This window comes from Arthrobacter sp. PGP41 (assembly GCF_002953935.1).
In the GTDB taxonomy this organism is placed as follows: domain Bacteria; phylum Actinomycetota; class Actinomycetes; order Actinomycetales; family Micrococcaceae; genus Arthrobacter.
Map to the genome: position 1 here is coordinate 4,067,094 of NZ_CP026514.1, position 15,638 is coordinate 4,082,731.

15 protein-coding genes are annotated in these 15,638 nt (G+C 66.4%); 2 read left to right on the plus strand and 13 right to left on the minus strand.

The features are described from left to right. Position 1: 1 nt before the first annotated feature. The 4 genes from rpmG to C3B78_RS18635 all read right to left on the minus strand — a co-directional run bounded on the left by rpmG (position 2) and on the right by C3B78_RS18635 (position 1,952). Positions 2–169, minus strand: a complete 168-nt coding sequence (rpmG, locus tag C3B78_RS18620; protein WP_013602737.1) for a 50S ribosomal protein L33 — start codon at positions 167–169, stop codon at positions 2–4. Beyond that, complete coding sequence (gene rpmB, locus C3B78_RS18625) at positions 169–405, minus strand: 50S ribosomal protein L28 (RefSeq protein WP_013602738.1); 237 nt, start codon at positions 403–405, stop codon at positions 169–171. The genes rpmG and rpmB overlap by 1 nt, the downstream gene beginning before the upstream one ends. A 253-nt stretch (positions 406–658) precedes the next feature. Further along, positions 659–1,420: an SGNH/GDSL hydrolase family protein gene (locus tag C3B78_RS18630; RefSeq protein WP_104999377.1), complete on the minus strand. Its 762-nt coding sequence runs from the start codon at positions 1,418–1,420 to the stop codon at positions 659–661. Positions 1,421–1,472: 52 nt separating this feature from the next. After that, complete coding sequence (locus C3B78_RS18635) at positions 1,473–1,952, minus strand: MarR family winged helix-turn-helix transcriptional regulator (RefSeq protein ID WP_104999378.1); 480 nt, start codon at positions 1,950–1,952, stop codon at positions 1,473–1,475. Between the two features lie 70 nt (positions 1,953–2,022). Here C3B78_RS18635 and C3B78_RS18640 point away from each other — a divergent pair, with 70 nt between their 5' ends. Then, the gene (locus C3B78_RS18640) at positions 2,023–2,310 is read left to right on the plus strand and encodes a YciI family protein (RefSeq protein WP_104999379.1); all 288 of its coding nucleotides are present in this window, start codon (positions 2,023–2,025) and stop codon (positions 2,308–2,310) included. Between the two features lie 41 nt (positions 2,311–2,351). Here C3B78_RS18640 and C3B78_RS18645 read toward each other — a convergent pair whose 3' ends face one another. Beyond that, complete coding sequence (locus C3B78_RS18645) at positions 2,352–3,197, minus strand: SGNH/GDSL hydrolase family protein (RefSeq protein ID WP_104999380.1); 846 nt, start codon at positions 3,195–3,197, stop codon at positions 2,352–2,354. A 340-nt stretch (positions 3,198–3,537) separates the two neighbouring features. On the opposite strand from C3B78_RS18645, the gene C3B78_RS20180 reads away from it, so the two are divergent. Then, positions 3,538–4,494, plus strand: a complete 957-nt coding sequence (locus tag C3B78_RS20180; protein WP_234005459.1) for a glycoside hydrolase family 16 protein — start codon at positions 3,538–3,540, stop codon at positions 4,492–4,494. A 22-nt stretch (positions 4,495–4,516) separates the two neighbouring features. Here the strand turns inward: C3B78_RS20180 and C3B78_RS18655 are convergent, their stop codons facing one another. The 8 genes from C3B78_RS18655 to C3B78_RS18690 form a co-directional block, all read right to left on the minus strand. Further along, positions 4,517–5,572: a siderophore-interacting protein gene (locus C3B78_RS18655; RefSeq protein ID WP_104999381.1), complete on the minus strand. Its 1,056-nt coding sequence runs from the start codon at positions 5,570–5,572 to the stop codon at positions 4,517–4,519. Next, positions 5,569–6,384: an ABC transporter ATP-binding protein gene (locus tag C3B78_RS18660; RefSeq protein ID WP_104999382.1), complete on the minus strand. Its 816-nt coding sequence runs from the start codon at positions 6,382–6,384 to the stop codon at positions 5,569–5,571. Before C3B78_RS18660 ends, C3B78_RS18655 begins: the two co-directional genes overlap by 4 nt. Position 6,385: 1 nt before the next feature. Beyond that, a complete protein-coding gene (locus tag C3B78_RS18665; RefSeq protein ID WP_234005460.1) occupies positions 6,386–7,492 on the minus strand; it encodes a FecCD family ABC transporter permease in 1,107 nt (368 codons plus the stop codon). A gap of 2 nt (positions 7,493–7,494) precedes the next feature. After that, positions 7,495–8,586, minus strand: coding sequence for a FecCD family ABC transporter permease (locus tag C3B78_RS18670; protein WP_104999383.1), 1,092 nt, complete (start codon positions 8,584–8,586; stop codon positions 7,495–7,497). Between the two features lie 25 nt (positions 8,587–8,611). After that, positions 8,612–9,703 (minus strand): iron-siderophore ABC transporter substrate-binding protein, encoded by a 1,092-nt coding sequence (locus C3B78_RS18675; protein WP_104999384.1) that lies wholly within the window; start codon positions 9,701–9,703, stop codon positions 8,612–8,614. A gap of 207 nt (positions 9,704–9,910) precedes the next feature. Then, positions 9,911–13,360 carry an ATP-binding protein gene (locus C3B78_RS18680; RefSeq protein WP_104999385.1) on the minus strand — a complete coding sequence of 1,150 codons (3,450 nt, stop codon included), beginning with the start codon at positions 13,358–13,360 and terminating at the stop codon, positions 9,911–9,913. Continuing rightward, positions 13,357–14,163 carry a DUF4194 domain-containing protein gene (locus tag C3B78_RS18685; protein WP_104999386.1) on the minus strand — a complete coding sequence of 269 codons (807 nt, stop codon included), beginning with the start codon at positions 14,161–14,163 and terminating at the stop codon, positions 13,357–13,359. Before C3B78_RS18685 ends, C3B78_RS18680 begins: the two co-directional genes overlap by 4 nt. Continuing rightward, positions 14,160–15,614 (minus strand): DUF3375 family protein, encoded by a 1,455-nt coding sequence (locus tag C3B78_RS18690; RefSeq protein ID WP_104999387.1) that lies wholly within the window; start codon positions 15,612–15,614, stop codon positions 14,160–14,162. Before C3B78_RS18690 ends, C3B78_RS18685 begins: the two co-directional genes overlap by 4 nt. Positions 15,615–15,638 lie beyond the last annotated feature (24 nt).

Consider the following 15,638-nt stretch of genomic DNA (forward strand, 5'->3'; position numbering starts at 1 on the left):
TTTAGCGCTCCTCTCGGAATTCGACGTGCTGGCGGATCTTGGGGTCGTACTTCTTCAGGACCATGCGGTCCGGATCGTTACGACGGTTCTTGCGGGTTACGTAGGTGTAACCCGTGCCCGCGGTCGACTTGAGCTTGATGATCGGACGTACGTCCTTGTCCTTAGCCACTAGAGCTTCACCCCACGAGCCAGGATCTGGGCGACGACTACGTCGATGCCGCGTACGTCGATGGTCTTGATGCCACGTGCAGAGACCTGCAGCGTGACGTTACGGCGCAGGGACGGAACCCAGTAGCGCTTCTTCTGAATGTTCGGATCGAACCGGCGCTTGTTGCGGCGGTGCGAGTGCGAAATGCTGTGCCCAAAGCCCGGCTCGGCTCCGGTCACTTGGCAGTGTGCTGCCATGACTTCTCCTCAAGAATTGAAAGTAATGATCCGCATATCTGCTGCTGGACCATGCTGCTAAGGGCGACCCAAAAATGAAGAAGGGCAACGGTTAGTCACGCAACTTGAGCCCCTAACTACCGGCCACCCTGGAGAAATTACCGGGCAACCGGAGCAATTGCGCACGCTCCGCGCACTTAGCGCCTACCAAGTCTACGAGTTCGCGCAATTAAAGACCAATCCGGCGCTGGAGGGTGTATAAGCAGGCCCGGGGTTAGAGGTGCGTGAGCTGTGGGTACCTCGGCTTAAGGCCGTCCCCGGACGACTTGCCGGTGACCCGGCGGACCACCCACGGCCCGGCGTACTCGCGGAACCACCGGGCGTTGGCCCGGAGGGCGTCCAGCCCGCTGAGTTCGGGGACGGGCGTCATGGGCGGGATGTCGATGGAGTGGTCGTGCTCCAGGACGTCCAGCACCCGTTTGGCCATGTTGGCGTGCCCGGCAGCGGACATGTGCATCCGGTCCTGCGCCCACATGCCCCAGTCGTAGTACTCGCTGAAGCGCCAGTAGTCCACCAGCAGCGCGCCGTGGTCGCCGGCGATGCCGCGGACCAGTTCGTTGTAGATGGCCGTGCGCCCACGCATGGTGCTGAACACCTTCGATCCACGCGCGTCGAATCCCGTGAACATCACCACGGTGGCACCGGTGGCACGCAACTTGGCGATGGCGTCGTCGTACTCCACCAAAAGGTCATCGATGTCGATCCTGGGGCGCAGGATGTCGTTGGCCCCCGCGTAGATGCTCACCAGGGTGGGTTTAAGTTCGACGGCGGCGTCCACCTGCTCAGCCAGGATGTGGCGGAGCTTCCTCCCGCGGATGGCGAGGTTGGCATAGCCGAACGCGGGGTCAGCGGCTCCCAGCTGTTCGGCCACGCGGTCCGCCCAGCCGCGGACGCCATTGGGACGGGTGGAATCGTCGTCGCCCACACCCTCCGTGAAGGAGTCGCCAAGGGCAACGAACCGGGTTGTGAAATCCATTCGGATAGTTTGCCATCAGTTGTTGGAAGCAACCAACCGCGGGCGCGGCACCCTAGTTTTCCCGCAGGATCCAGTGGTCCGCATCCAGCCGGCCCACTACCTTTTCGCCGATCCGGGCCAGGTCAAGGACGTCCTGCTCGGTGAGGGCATCAAGGAACAGGTCACGGACGTCCTCCACATGCCCCGGTGCAAGGCCCACGATGGTTGCCATCCCCTCGTCGGTGAGGTGGGCGGTGGTGACCCGGGCATCATGGGGATGCGGCCGCCGCTCCACCCAGCCGCGCTTCTGCAGCTTGGTCACCACGTGCGAGAGCCGGGACAACGATGCACTGCTGCGGGCAGCAAGTTCGCTCATGGGCAGGAACCTGCCTTCCGCCTCGGAGAGCATGGCCAGGACGGTGTAGTCGAAAAGCGAGAGCTTTCCCGCTGTGTGGAGCTTGGTGTCCAAGGCCGCGGGCAGGAGGGTATTGATGCTCACGAGGGCCAGCCAGGCTCGGCGTTCGTCGGCGTTGAGCCAGCGCGGTTCGGTCATTCCCTCATTCTACGAGAGCGGCCTGGTTGATCCTTCAAGTAGGTCCTGTGGCGGCCGGTAGGCTGGGGCCATGTATGTTGTTTCGCTGAGTTACCGGGTTCCGCAGGACATCGTCGACTTCCACAATGAGGGCCACATTTCCTGGCTGCAGAAGGCCTTTGATGACGGAGTCTTTATTGCCGCAGGCCGCAAGGTGCCGCGGACCGGCGGCCTGCTGCTCTCCCAGGCCGACCGCGCCACCCTCGCTGCCTGCCTGAAGCAGGACCCGTTCTACACGAACGGCGTTGCGGACTTCGAAGTCATGGAGTTCCACGCCGCAAGGGTGGCGCCGGGCTACGAAATCCTCCTGGACAGCTAAATCTGCCGGACAGCTGAGGCCTAAGGCTCAGGCCGGGGACGCTAGTTGGCTTCACTGAAGCGGGACTCCGCCGCCAGCTTCTTCAGCCCGCCTTTCCGCGGCACCTTCACCGGTTCCGGCCACCGCGGGGTCAGCTCGTCCCCCAGGGTGACGCCGCGAAGTTTGCGGCCGAAGAGCGGCAGTACCCAGTCGTGGATCCAGCGCCGCTGCTGCCGCTCCCACTCCCGCAGGCTGGGCCGTAAGGGCGGTTCCCAGTCCTTGGGCGTGATCTTGTGGGGCACGCCCAGCCGGTCCAGCACCTGCCCTGCCAGGTATTTGTGCCCGGCCTTGGACATGTGGAGCCGGTCCGAGTCCCACATCCGCCGGTCATGGAAGGCATCGAGGGACCAGTAATCCACCAGGACTGCGCCATATTTTGCCGCAATCGCCCGAACCCGCTGGTTGTAGAAGGTGTTGCGCTTCTTCAGCGGTTCCAACAATGCTGAGACCTTGACGTCGAACCCGGTAAAGAGCACCAGGGTGGCTCCGGTCTCCGCCAGCTGTGCCACCAGGTCTTCATAGTCGGCCATGAGGGCCACCATGTCCGTCTTCAGGTCCAGGATGTCATTGCCGCCCGCGTACAGCGTCACCAGGGCGGGCTTCATTGCCAGTGCCGGTTCCAGCTGCTCGTTGATGATCTGCCGGAGGCGTTTGCTCCGGATGGCCAGGTTCGCGTACCGCCAACCCGGCTGGGCCTTGGCCAGTTTTTCCGCAACCCGGTCCGCCCAGCCCCGGACGCCGTTGGGCAGCCGCTCATCCCGGTCCCCGACGCCCTCGGTAAACGAATCGCCCAAAGCAACGAATACCCGCCGGCCCTCCAGCTCCGGAAGCAAAGGATTAGCACCCATTCGACGAAAGTAGCCGCCCAAAGAGACGCCAAGGTAAACGGACAGCAACAGGATGCGCAGAAGGGCGACAGCTGCCCGCAGAGTCCGCGAATCGGGGCCAGATCGGCCCGATCAGCGGCTACTTGGCCCTTGTCGCATTTTTGCGGCCGATGGTCACGATCAGGTAACGTGGGCGGCTGGCCCCAACGCAGGGCCCCGGGCGCCCGATCACTGGACCCCGCTGCGCCCCTTCGGCGCCTGCTAGCTCTGGCCCCGCCAAGGGGGCCCAAAGATGCTTTCCGCACTCGTCAACGTCTCAAGTGCATCAGCCGTTTCTTCCTGCCCTATGCCCGGAGGTATCTTGTTCAAGAAAATAGCCATCGTCACGACCATGGGCGCTTTGTCCCTGACAGGATGCGGCCCGGCCCCTACGACCAACGGGGCGGCTGACCCATCCTCGGCCGACGGCGCGTCCGCGCCCGCCACTCCAGGCCCCACTGACACAGCCACAGCGTCTCCCGCGGCCACGGCTTCGAGCAGCCAGACTCCAGCTGCGGAGGGGACAACCGAGGCGACACCGGTCACCTCTGCGCCGGCGCCTCCCGCGGCACCCGCGCCTGCGGCCGCTCCTGCGGCCGCCCAGCCGGCCAGCCAGGCTCTCGCGACGACGGGTGACGGTGCGCAGGCAGCTACCGCCTTCGGTTGGGGCCCGGTCCTGACGGGCGACGAATTCTCCTACACCGGCGCACCGGACCGGACGAAATGGAGTGTCTATAACAGTGCAGGGCATGCAGGCAAAGGCCTGCGCAGCCCCCAGGCCTGGTCCGTTGCCAACGGCGTAGCCACCGTTAGCGGAGACGCAGCCGGCACCACTGGAGGCATGTCGGCAAAGTTCGCGGAGCAAAGGTACGGCCGTTGGGAAACGCGCATGAAAACCAATGCGCGGGACCCGAAATACCACCCGGTCCTGATCCTCAACAACAACAGTGCCCCGAACTGCGCCGAGATCGATTATGCCGAGGGCAGCTCAGTCACCTCCGTGATGAGGTTCTTCCTGCACTACGCCTGTGGTGGAGCGGATTTCCAGACCACAGCGGCGACGCCTGTCGATGGCACGCAGTGGCACAACTACGCGGTGGAGTGGACCCCGGACGGCATCAGCGGATACGTCGACGGAGTAAAGACCTTCACGGACACGAACCCGGCGCACCAGCCCTCTACCGTAATGAAGCAGACAGTGCAGCTGGATTGGTTCCCGGACGGCTCCGCCACCAAGCCATCGCAGATGCAGGTCGATTGGGTCCGCGTCTACAAGTAAGGCAGCCCTTTTCCGGCTGAGGCTACAGCTCGGCCTTGCCCTGGCGCCAGTAGCCCATGAACGCGACCTGTTTCCGGTCGATTCCGACGTCCCGGACCAGGTAGCGGCGCATGTCCTTGATGACGGCGGCTTCCCCGGCGATCCAGGCGTAGAAGGGCATGGCGCCGGCCGGTCTGCCGGGGTTCTTGGTGGCCGCGATCCCGGCTGTTTCCATCCGCGCGGGGGTCTCCCAGAGGATGTCCACGTCCACGTTGACGTCCTCTGGATCGGGGCCCGCACCGCCGTCGGCCGCTTTGATGCCAACCCAGCCGGGCACGGGGACTGCTTTCCGCACCGCGTCCTGGAGCAGTTCCCCGTGCGGCCTGGACCGTCCGATCGAGGCGCCCCGTGCGAGCCAGGTGATTTCGACGTCGGCGGGTGAGGTCAGTTCGAGGAAGTCGCCGGCTTCGGGGACTTCCAGGAAGGCGTGCCCGCTCATATATTCCGGCAGGCTTTCCAGGATGGCGGAGATGGCCGGGACCGATGTCTCGTCGCCGGCCAGCAGGATGCGCTGCGCCAGTCCGGGGCGCCATTCGATTCCTGAGTAGGTCTCGGCGGTGACGCAGTGCGCGGCCCTGTTGTTTGGCCCGATGATGGTGATGGCGTCGCCCGGCTTGGCGTTGAGGGCCCAGTTGGCGGCCGGCCCGCCGTTGCCAAAGTGGTCAAAGTGCATCACGAAGTCGACGTCGATCTCCGGGTAGACAGCGTCAAGGCGCGACTGCCGGACGGTGTAGGTCCGCATCGAGCCCCGAACGGCGGGATCCATGGCGAGCCATTCCCGGTACCAGCCGGCCTGGCTCATTTCGAACACCGGGAGGGGCAGCGGGCTGCCGTCCGCCGCGAGGGACGGGATCATGAGCTTGATCCGGAGGTCCAGCGTTTCGCCGTGGACGCCGAAGTCCCGCAGGGAGTACCCGCCGAACGTGATCCTGCGGAAGTTGGGGCTCAATTCCTGGACCGATGTCACAGTGACTTCGAACGCCAGGGTCATGGGCTCGGTGTTCATCGTCTTTGCGGCGGCAGTTTCCCGGGTTTTCATGAAACGAGCTCCAGTTCGTTGGCGGGGACGCGGTGGCGGCCGATGGGAATGACCAGGGGTGTTCCGGTAATGGGATCGGGGATAACGCGGGACTCGAGGCCAAAGACATTGCGGACCAGGCCCTCCGTGACCACCTCGGAGGGTGACCCGACTGCCACCACGGCTCCGCCCTTCATGGCGATGACGTTGTCCGCGTACCGGGCGGCCAGGTTCAGGTCATGCAGGACGATGGCAACGGTGGTGCCGCGCCGCCGGTTCAGGTCCGTCACGAGGTCCAGGACTTCCACCTGGTGCGCGAGGTCCAGGTAGGTGGTGGGTTCGTCCAGGAGGAGCACGTCGGTTTCTTGCGCAAGGGCCATGGCAATCCATACCCGCTGCCGCTGTCCGCCGGAGAGTTCGTCCACGTTCCGCCCGGCGAGGGCCAGCGTCTCGGTGGCTTCCAGTGCGCGCTGCACTGCAGCTTCGTCCTGCGGGCTCCAGCTCCGGAAGAAGCCCTGGTGCGGATAGCGTCCGCGGCCCACCAGGTCCCTCACGGTGATGCCGTCCGGGGCTGTGGGGTGCTGCGGGAGGAGGCCCAGGGTACGGGCCAGTTGGCGGGCGGGCAGCGAGTGGATGTCCTTGCCGTCCAGGGCGACGGTGCCGGCCGCAGGTTTGAGGAGCCGGGACAGCCCGCGGAGGAGGGTGGACTTCCCGCAGGCGTTGGCACCCACGATCATGGTCACCTTGCCTTCCGGGATTTCGGCGTTGAGCCCGTCCACCACGCAGCGCTGGTCATATTTCAGCGTCAGGTCCTTGGCGTTGAGAACTGCCACGTCAGGCTTCCTTTCGGTTGGCCGTGACCAGGAGCCACAGCAGGAACGGGGCACCGAGCGCACCGGTGATGACGCCCACCGGCAGGACGGTGCCGCCCAGCAGCAGGGGTGCAAGGTTGGCGGCCAGGTAGTCCGCCGCAAGGACAATGAGGGCACCCACCAGGGCCGACGCCGGGAGGCTGGCCTTGCCGGTAAGGCGCCGGGCAATGGGCCCGGCCAGGAAGGCGACGAACGAGACAGGGCCGGCTGCCGCCGTCGCCACGGCCGCGAGCGAGACGGCGATGATGACCAGCGCCAGGCGCGTGGCACCGACGCGGACGCCGAGGCCCGCGGCGGCATCCGGGCCAAGCTCCAGGATGCGCAGCGGGCCGGCGATGGCTGCAACGGAGGGAATAAGGACGGTGAGGGCAAGGGCCAGCACCCCTGCCCGGTCCCAGCTGGCGGAGTTTAAGGAGCCGTTGAGCCAGACGAGGGCATCCGCTGCGGTGCGGATGTCGGCGCGGGTCATAAGGAAGCTCACCACGGCATGCAGCGCGGCGGCGATGCCCACTCCCGCCAGGATGAGCCGGTTGCCGGCAGCATCCCCCCGGCCGGTTCCGCCCATGGCGCCGCTGGAGATGGCGTAGATCAGCGCCGCGACACCGAGCGCGCCGGCAAGCGCTGCCCCGGAGACGGCCGCGCCGGACGCGCCGAAGATGACGATGGCGGTCACGGCGGCGGCACTGGCGCCGTAGCTGATGCCGATCACGTCCGGGCTGGCCAGCGGGTTGCGGAGCATCGTCTGGAACAGGGCTCCGGCCAGGCCGAACGCCACACCGATCATGGTGCCGATGACGGCACGCGGCAGCTTGTTTTCCATCACGATGAAGCTGGCACCGGGGATCTTTTCCCCGCCTGTCAGGTGCCCGATAAGGATTTTGAAGAAGTCCGGGATGGTCACGGTGTAGCTGCCCAGCAGCACGGACACTGCGAAGAGGATTACGACGGCGGCGGCGAGGACGGCGGTCCGGTTCACCCGCAGCCGTCCCCGGCGTTGCCCTGTCAGTTGTGGTCCCTTAAAGCCGGTTGTGGGAGCCGCGTCTGACAGGTCGACGGGGGTTTTGGTCATGCTCACAGTCCGGCCCCCTTGCTGCGGCGGATCAGCCAGACGAAGACCGGTGCTCCGACGAGGGCGGTCATGATGCCGGCCGGGACTTCGCCGGGAAGGAGGACCACGCGGCCGATGATGTCGGCCCCCAGCAGCAGCGCCGGTGCGAGGACCAGGGAGAACGGCAGGATCCAGCGGTAGTCGGGGCCGGTGAGGAAGCGCACTGCGTGCGGGATGACCAGGCCCACGAAGGCGATGGGCCCGGCAAGGGCAGTGGCGGAACCGCACAACAGCACTATTCCCAGGGCAGTGACGGCCCTTGCCAGTCCCACGCGCTGGCCGAGGCCGCGGGCAATGTCGTCGCCGAGGGCAAGGCTGTTGAGGACGCGGCCGGTCAGCAGCACAATGAGTGCTCCCGCGGCAAGGAATGGAAGTCCGGAGAGCACCACGGACCAGTCGCGCCCGGCGATGCCGCCCACCTGCCAGAAGCGGAACCGGTCCAAAGTGTCCTGGCTGGAGACCAGGATGACGTTCATCAGGGAGTAGAGGCCCGCATTCAGTGCGGCGCCCGCCAGGGCGAGCTTCACCGGGGTGGCCCCGTCCCTGCCGAGCGAGGCAATGAGGTACACCACCACGGCGGCAGCAGCCGCCCCCACGAAGGCGAACCAGATGTAGCCGGAGAGGGAGGCGATGCCGAAGACGTAGATTCCGGTCACCACGGCGAGGGCGGCACCGGCGTTGACGCCCATGATGCCGGGGTCAGCCAGCGGGTTGCGGGCCACGCCCTGCATGGCTGCACCTGCAAGGCCCAGCGCACCGCCGGCCACCAGGCCAAGGACCGTGCGGGGAATACGGGCGTGGACCACGGCATGGTCACCGTTGGCGGGGTCGAACGCGATGAGCGCCTGCCAAACGGTGGCCAGGGGAAGGCCCCGCGCGCCAATGGCCAGGGAGGCCCCGGCAAGCAGGGCAAGTACAACGACGGCGGCCAGCAGCCAGGCGGCGCGCGGCCCTCCAAACGTGCGGCCGGGGGCATGTACTGCAGGCCCCGTGCCCGGCACGAAGGTGCCGGGCGCCGGCTCCTGGCGGGCCGCCGTCGTCGTACTGTCCGTCATTTATCTGTTCCTACCTGAGCGGTGCTTACTTCACGGCATCCGCTGCGGTGGCCAGCTGCGGCAGGAACGTATCCAGCGACCACGGCAGGCTCAGCGGGGAGGAAGCGGAGATGGACAGCGTCAGGGTGTTGTCCGAATCGGCAACCAGGGCGCCGTTCTTGATGGCCGGGATCTGGCTCAGCAGGGGATCTGACTTGATGGAGTCAGCGGTGGCTGCATCCGGCACCCAGGTCACGAAGATGTCCGATTCGAGCTCATTGGCCTTTTCAGTTGACCAAGGGAGGAAGAACTCCTTGGAACCCTTGGACTTCTCCTCCACGATCGGGGCCAGCTTCATGCCGATCTCGTTGAGGAAGCGGGGGCGGTTGTCCATGGCGGTGTAGACGTTGACGCCGTCGCCCTTGGCCGGCTCGAGGTTGCCGTAGATGAAGCTCTTGCCGGCGAGCTGCGGGTACTCGGCAACCTTGTCCTTAATGGCGGCCTCGGTGTCGGAAATCAGCCTGGTTGCCTCGGCGTCCTTGCCGAGTGCCTTGCCGATGATGGAGGTGGAGTCCTGCCAGGAGGTTCCGTACGCGATTTCCGGATGGGCCACAACCGGGGCGATCTCGCTCAGTTTCTTGTAGTCCTCCTCGGTGAGGCCGGAGTACGCGGCCAGGATGACGTCCGGGGTGAGCTTGGCGATCTCGGTGAAGTTGATGCCGTCCGCCTCGGAGTACTGGACCGGGGCCTTGTCCGAGCCGAAGCCTGCGCCGAGGTCCTCCAGGGCTGCGTCCTTCCAGGGCGTGGAGCCCTGCTCGTTGCCGCCCCATTCGTTCTTGGGAACGCCCACCGGGACAACGCCCAGGGCAATGGCCACATCGTCATTGACCCAGGAAACGGTAGCTACCCGGGTGGGCTGCTTCTCGATGGTGGTCTTGCCGTACACGTGCTCGATGGTGACGGGGAACTGCGCGCTGCTGGCGCTGGATGCGCTGGCGTCCGAGGTGGAGGACGCGGGGCCTGTTGAACAGGCGGAGAGGGTAAGTGCCGCTGCGGCCAGGACGGCCGTTGCCTTGCCGGCTGATTTGAACAGCGTGCGGCGGGTGGTGCCGGGTCCGGAGAAGAGGGGGGAAGTCACAGAACTCCTTAAGTGAATGAAGCGAACTTAAGTAAGGCTAACCTAGCCTCGGGGCCATTACGCAAGGTTTCTGTAACTTATTCCCCATCGTGACGAAGCACACACCCCGCCGACGCTCTCTCACTTAATGCAGGAAAAACCCAAACCCTCTATCACCGGGTGATGGAGGGTCTGGGGAAAAGGCACATTAAGTGAGAGAGGGTTCCGTCAGCGCAGGACGATATCCACCGGGTTCGCTTCGGAGCGCCAGGCGCCTTCTTCGCCCGGCCGGGGCTTGATGACAGGCGCGGTGAGCACGCCGGAGCGGTTTGTCCGCTTGTCGCGGAGGATTTCGGTGACGGAACCGAGGTGCCGGGAGAGGTCGATGACGTTCTCCGGGGCAGCCAGCAGCAGCTGGAAGCCGAATTCGTGCAGCGCCTTGATCCCGGCGCCCGCAAACTCCTCTGACGCCAGAACGAAAGCCTCATCCATCATCACGGTGCCGTACGTGGTGAACCCCTGCTCGGCGATGCCCAGCTGGTAGCTCAGGGCCGCGGCCATGATGAAGGCCGTGAAACGCTGCCGTTCACCGCCGGACATGGATCCGGTGTCCGCGTGCATAAAGACCTCGGTTTTCCCGCGCGCCTCGCGGTGTTCCTTGCACTGGATGAACAGGTGGCCGCGCACATCCAGCACCTCGGCCCGCCACCGCCTGTCCTCCGGCGCCTGTGAGCCCAGCCGCTTCACCAGGGTTTCCAGGGACTTATAGCGGGCCGTGAGCTCGGCGTCGTCGTCCCTTTCCTGGCCGGCCCCCTCCGCCTTGGAGGCGTCCGGGCGGACGGGCCGGGCGTGCCGCGCCTTGAGGGCGTTATGGATGGCGTCCTTGAACTGTTTGGCAGTGGGCGGCAGCGTTTGCTTGATGTCGAGCTCCAGGAAGCTGCCCTCGTGGAAGTTGACCTGCGACAGGATGCCGTTCAGCGGAAGGATGCGGCTGGTGATGGAGCGGCGTTCCTCGTCGAGCAGGTGCAGGAGGGTGCTGAAGGATTCGTGCGTGCGCTGGTTGAAGAACTGCCGGAATTCCGCCTCCTGGGCGGGCAGCCCGTCGCTCACGATCGCATGGTAGCGGGTCTCGAACTCGCCCGCGGCGCCGATGGTGGTGCCATGGTCCGCGGAGATGGCGCTCCCCCACTCCCGGACGAACCCCTCGAAAATCCTCGTCAGCCGCTCCGCCGTGGACTGCCCGCGCGACTCCGCTGCGTGCAGTTCACCCAGCAGTCCGGTCCGCACCCGGTTGGCCAGGTTGTCCAGCTCGTGCATCTCCGTCACGTCGCCGAAGTCGGCAAAGTACGGTTCCAGCGCGCTGACCGTAGCGTCCGACGGCGGAGCCTGGGCCAGGCGCTTGCGTGCGGCTTCCAGCAGCGAATCCGCCGCGGTCAGCTGCCGGTCCAGCGACTTGTATTCGCTTTGCAGGACGGCGGCGGCCTCGGTGCTGGACTGGTGCTTCTGCCGCGCTCCTTCGATGGCCGCGCGGAGGGGCTCCAGGTCCGCCTGGGCGGCCAGCGCATCCTTGAGTCGCTGTTCGATCCGGGCCAGCTCCTCGGCAGCAACCTCCGCCGAAACCTGTTCCCACGAACGGTGGTCCTCCGCGACCCGGCGCAGGGCCTCGAGCTGCCGGCTCATGCCCTGGTGCGAATCCTCCCGGCTTTGCGCGAGCTCCGCCGCCTTGGCAACCTCCTGCCGCAGGTCCTCCACCTGGCCGGCCACGAGTTCCAGCTTGGCGGCGTTATCGAACCCGAGGACGTAGTCCTGCCGGCTGGTAAAGCGGTCGTCCTTTTCCACCGTGTGGCGGTTGCGCTTCACCACGCCGCCCAGGCTGAGGCCGCGGTCCAGCCCGGCGAGCTCGTCCGGATCCTCAACGCAAGGGTAGGCAAAATCAAGCGCGATCCGCTCACGGATCCAGGATCCCGCTTCGGCGGCGACGCCCGTGGTGAGGATGTCCAGCTTGGTGAGCAGGTCGCCGTCGTGCACGTCCTCCAGCGCCAGCGCACCACCGGATAGCGGCTTGGACACGTCAACCGCCCGCAGCGCTCCGCGCACGTTGTGGCCGTTGAGGTAGCGGGTCACGGCAGCGAAGTGGGCACCGGGCACCAGGAGCGTGGTGGCGAGGTTGCGGAGCGCACGCTCGGCGGCTGGGCGCCATTTTTCCTCCCCCTCGGCAAGGTCCATCAGCTCGCCGGCGAACGGCATCCTGTCCTCGGGTATGCCGGTGGCGGCGGCGATCGCTGCGCGGTTTTCAATGCTCGAAGGCGGCAGCAGCGACTTGCGCGTCTTCAGCGAGACGAGCTCCTGCTCGGCCGCGGCCAGCTCCCGCTTCTTCGTGGCGTGCGCGTCGAACGCTTCGAAGCGCAGCTCCTGCAGGGCCTGGGAGTCGTCCTTGAGCTCTGCCGACCTCGCGGCCGCTTGCTCGTGCGCCTGTTCCCAACCACCGGAGGACCACTCCAGCTGCAGGCCGGCATCGGTCAATGCCTGGCGCGCCGCCTCCTCCACCTGCTCGCGGAGCTTCAGGCCCACGCGCGCGTTCTCCAGCGACTGCTCAATGGCGGAAATCGCGTTGCCGCCCTGGTTGTTGTAGTCCGCCTCCAGCTGGCGCAGCTCCTTGGCCAGCCCGTCCCGGACCGCCCGTTCGGCGCCGAGCTCCTTGGCCTTCGCCTGGGCCAGCTCCTTGAAGCGGAGCAGTGTCTTTTCGTGGACCGAGACGGCCAGCTGCTGCTTGTAGGCCTCGAATTCCTCGCCGGCCAGGTCCCGCAGCCGGTTCGCGTCCAGGAGCGCCTGCGCGTACTCCTTGTTGAGCCCGGGAACCGGGGCGAGCTGGTCCCGCTGCTGCCGGACGTCCTCCAGCCGCTGCCGGATGGACATCAGGTTGCTGAATTCCTCCACGACGTCGTCCGCTGCCGCAAGCGTGGCCGGGGCGTCCAGGACCTGGTCGCGGAAGAAGGTGTTGACGCTGCCGCCGAGGCCCTTGCCGGCCTGGATCACGCGCAGGAGCGGAAGGGCCTGGTCCGAGTTGATGCCGAGCAGCCGGCGGAACCGTTCCGCAAACGCCTTGTGGACATCGAAAACCTGGGCCTCCGGGAAGATCGCCTCCAGGGCAGCCTTGGTGAACCGTTTGTCGGCGATGCCTTCCAGCGTCTCCAGGTCCAGCGGCTGGTGGTCCACAAGGTAGAAGCGTCCCACGCTGGACTCCGTGCCGTTCTTGGGCAGGTCGAACAGCGCCGAAACGGTCACCCGCGTGCCCGCGGCGTTGTCGAACGTCAGGGCGACGGCGGACCAGGTGGCACCGGGCCGCTGGAAGGCACTCGCCGAGCCCTCGCCCACGGCCTTGTCGCCCACCTTGCCACGCATGTACGTAAACGTGGTCCGCTTGTCCTCCACTGCACCGCCGGACCGCTGGGCGGCGGCCTCATTGGACCTCGGCCGGGCGTCGAACACCCGCAGCATGGCATCAAAGAGCGTCGACTTGCCGACGCCGGAGTTGCCGGTCAGCAGCGTGCCGTTCCGGTCCACGTGCATCGTGTGCGCCCCGTGGAACGTGCCCCAGTTGACCACCTGCACCAGGGCAAGGCGCATCTGGCCGGGGTTCGTCAGCTCGCCCATAGGCAGCATGCTCGCGATGCTCACTGGGCATCCTCCACTTCAGTTGCATCCCCGGTCCCGACGGGGTCAATCACCGGATCCGTGTCCAGCTCTATTAATGCCTCGGTGCCCGCAGGATCCGTGGTCGCCGCCACCAAGGCTTCTATTTGGGCCGGGATGTCGCCGATGTTCTCGAAGGGGAGGGCAAGGGGCAGCGCATTGGAAATGGTGTAGACGTCCTCCAAGCCCGTGGGCAGGAGGAGCTGGCGGGCCAGCAGCTTGGTGATGGCCCTGTTAACAACGTCCGAATCCCGGAGCGCGTCCTGCTGGCCCGCGGGCTGGTAGTGCGCCACGAGGTCGGCGATCTCCTCGCGCGTGATGGTGGGGTCCGTCTGCGCCGTGACATGCCGGTCCAGCAACAGGCGCAGCCGGAGAAGCACTATGGTCTCCACCCGGCTGAGCGCACGCTGCTGCCGGAGGATGCTGGAGCGGGCGCTGCCCCCGATCGCGTCCGGATCCACCGGCCGCAGGACGGCAATCTTCCGTTCGTGGTCCAGTTCCATGGTGAGGAACAGCTCCGACAACCGGCTGCGCAGGATCACCTGGTTGTCCAGGAGGACGGTCCAGAGCTTCTCGTCCCGGCCGCCGTCGATATACGGACCCTTGAGGAGCTTCACCAGCGCCTGCCGCACCTTCATGGAGAGCACGCCCGTATCACCCGGGAAGAGGGCCGCACCGTCGACGAACGTATCGCGCGGGGTGACGGCGAAAGGCCGTTCCGCACCGGAGGCCGCCCCTTCGCCGCGCTCTACCTCCGGGGCCGCCGTCGTCGTCATTTCTTCAGTCATCGTGAATCCTTTGGAAGCGTGACCAGCGGCAGGTAGGCCCTGCGTGGGGTTCCGTCTATCTGTTCGAAGTCCAGGGCGTCGAGGGCTTCCTTGTCGAAGCCCGCTCCGGCGTGGAGGGCGTGGGAGAGGAGCGCCCGGATGGTGTTGATGTGCTGCTCTTCCGGGGGCAGCTGCTGCCAGGCTTCGGAAAGGGTGGCGGCGCCGGCCATGGCCGCGCGCACCACCTCGGGCTTGGCCTTGCCGGTCCTCGGCGAGCGCACGCGGTCGGCATCGCTGAACGCGATGGGACCCGCAAGTTTGGGCGGAGCGGCGAACTCGTCGGGGTCGAAGAGCTTGACCATGGACAGCGACTCGAATCCGGCGTTGAAGAGGACAGGACCGCGGACCAGGCCGGGGCGGTCCCGTTCGTACGGAAGGGACCGGATGGCCTGCTCCGCTTCCCGGAGCACCTGGCGGAGCCGGACTGACTGGCGGAAGTCGTCGCTTTGGACGTAGGTGTTGAGGCTTTCGCTCAGCTTGCCGTAGATCCGCTGGATCTGGCTGTGCTGCTGGCGAAGCTCGGCCACCAGGTTCTTCAGCGTTTCCCGGTCCTCGGGCGAGAGGTCGTCGGCGAACTGCCGGCTGAGGACCTCGCCGATCGCGGACCGGAACCTCAGCTGCTGCTGCGGGTCCTCGAGGAACGCGGTGAAGGAACGGAAGGTCCTGCCCTCGGGGCTCTGGCGGAGGCGCTTGTCCGCTTCCAGGACCTGGGCCATGGTGGCGCCCTTGGTGAGCGACTCCTCGATGATCTGGTTGCGCAACCCGCCCACCAGTTCCTCGATCCGGTCACGCATCTTCTTGTAGTCGGCCGGCAGGCTCGCGGCGAGGTCCAGGATGTTGCCCGCGGCTTCCACCGCCTCGTCGTCGTCCAGCAGGCCGTCGAACTCGCCGGAGCTGATGTCCTGGATCAGCTGCCGGCGTTCTTCAATCTCCTCTTCCAGCGACTCGAGGCGGGCGCTCTGGTCCGGGTTGGTCTCGTTGGCGAGCTTCTCGACGTCGCCCAGCAGCGTGCCGAGGCGTGATCCGTTGAGCGTGGAGCGTTCGCTGGAGAGGCTGTCCAGGAAGGCAAGCACGCGGGCGGCCGGTTCCGTTACCTCGTAAACGATCTGGCCGGACTGGTTCCGCCGCGTCAGGAACTGCCGGCGCGTCCACTCATCGCCAAAGGACTTTCCATTGGCCCCGCCGCCCAGCCCGGGCTCCTGCCGGCGCAGCTCCTCAAGGAAGGAGTCGACGTCGGCGTGGAACTCCTCGAGCGGAAGCTGGGGGCGGGTGCGGGTGAAGGATGCCTGCAGCACCGCGATCACCCAGGGGGCCGAGCGCGTCAAGGCCCAGGCAGGTCCTTTGGTCAGGAGTTCGAGGTCCCGGAGCCGGGCGCTGATGGCCTCAGCGGATGACCTGGCGGAGCGGGGCACACACTCTCCTTGGGCTGTTTGCGG

Excerpts from the sequence above, each read along its gene's own strand:
- rpmB (WP_013602738.1), bottom strand. The coding sequence starts at position 405 with ATGGCAGCACACTGCCAAGTGACCGGAGCCGAGCCGGGCTTTGGGCAC.
- C3B78_RS18630 (WP_104999377.1), bottom strand. The coding sequence starts at position 1,420 with ATGGATTTCACAACCCGGTTCGTTGCCCTTGGCGACTCCTTCACGGAG.
- C3B78_RS18635 (WP_104999378.1), bottom strand. The coding sequence starts at position 1,952 with ATGACCGAACCGCGCTGGCTCAACGCCGACGAACGCCGAGCCTGGCTG.
- C3B78_RS18640 (WP_104999379.1), top strand. The coding sequence starts at position 2,023 with ATGTATGTTGTTTCGCTGAGTTACCGGGTTCCGCAGGACATCGTCGAC.
- C3B78_RS18645 (WP_104999380.1), bottom strand. The coding sequence starts at position 3,197 with ATGGGTGCTAATCCTTTGCTTCCGGAGCTGGAGGGCCGGCGGGTATTC.
- C3B78_RS18655 (WP_104999381.1), bottom strand. The coding sequence starts at position 5,572 with ATGAAAACCCGGGAAACTGCCGCCGCAAAGACGATGAACACCGAGCCC.
- C3B78_RS18665 (WP_234005460.1), bottom strand. The coding sequence starts at position 7,492 with ATGACCAAAACCCCCGTCGACCTGTCAGACGCGGCTCCCACAACCGGC.
- C3B78_RS18670 (WP_104999383.1), bottom strand. The coding sequence starts at position 8,586 with ATGACGGACAGTACGACGACGGCGGCCCGCCAGGAGCCGGCGCCCGGC.
- C3B78_RS18685 (WP_104999386.1), bottom strand. The coding sequence starts at position 14,163 with ATGACTGAAGAAATGACGACGACGGCGGCCCCGGAGGTAGAGCGCGGC.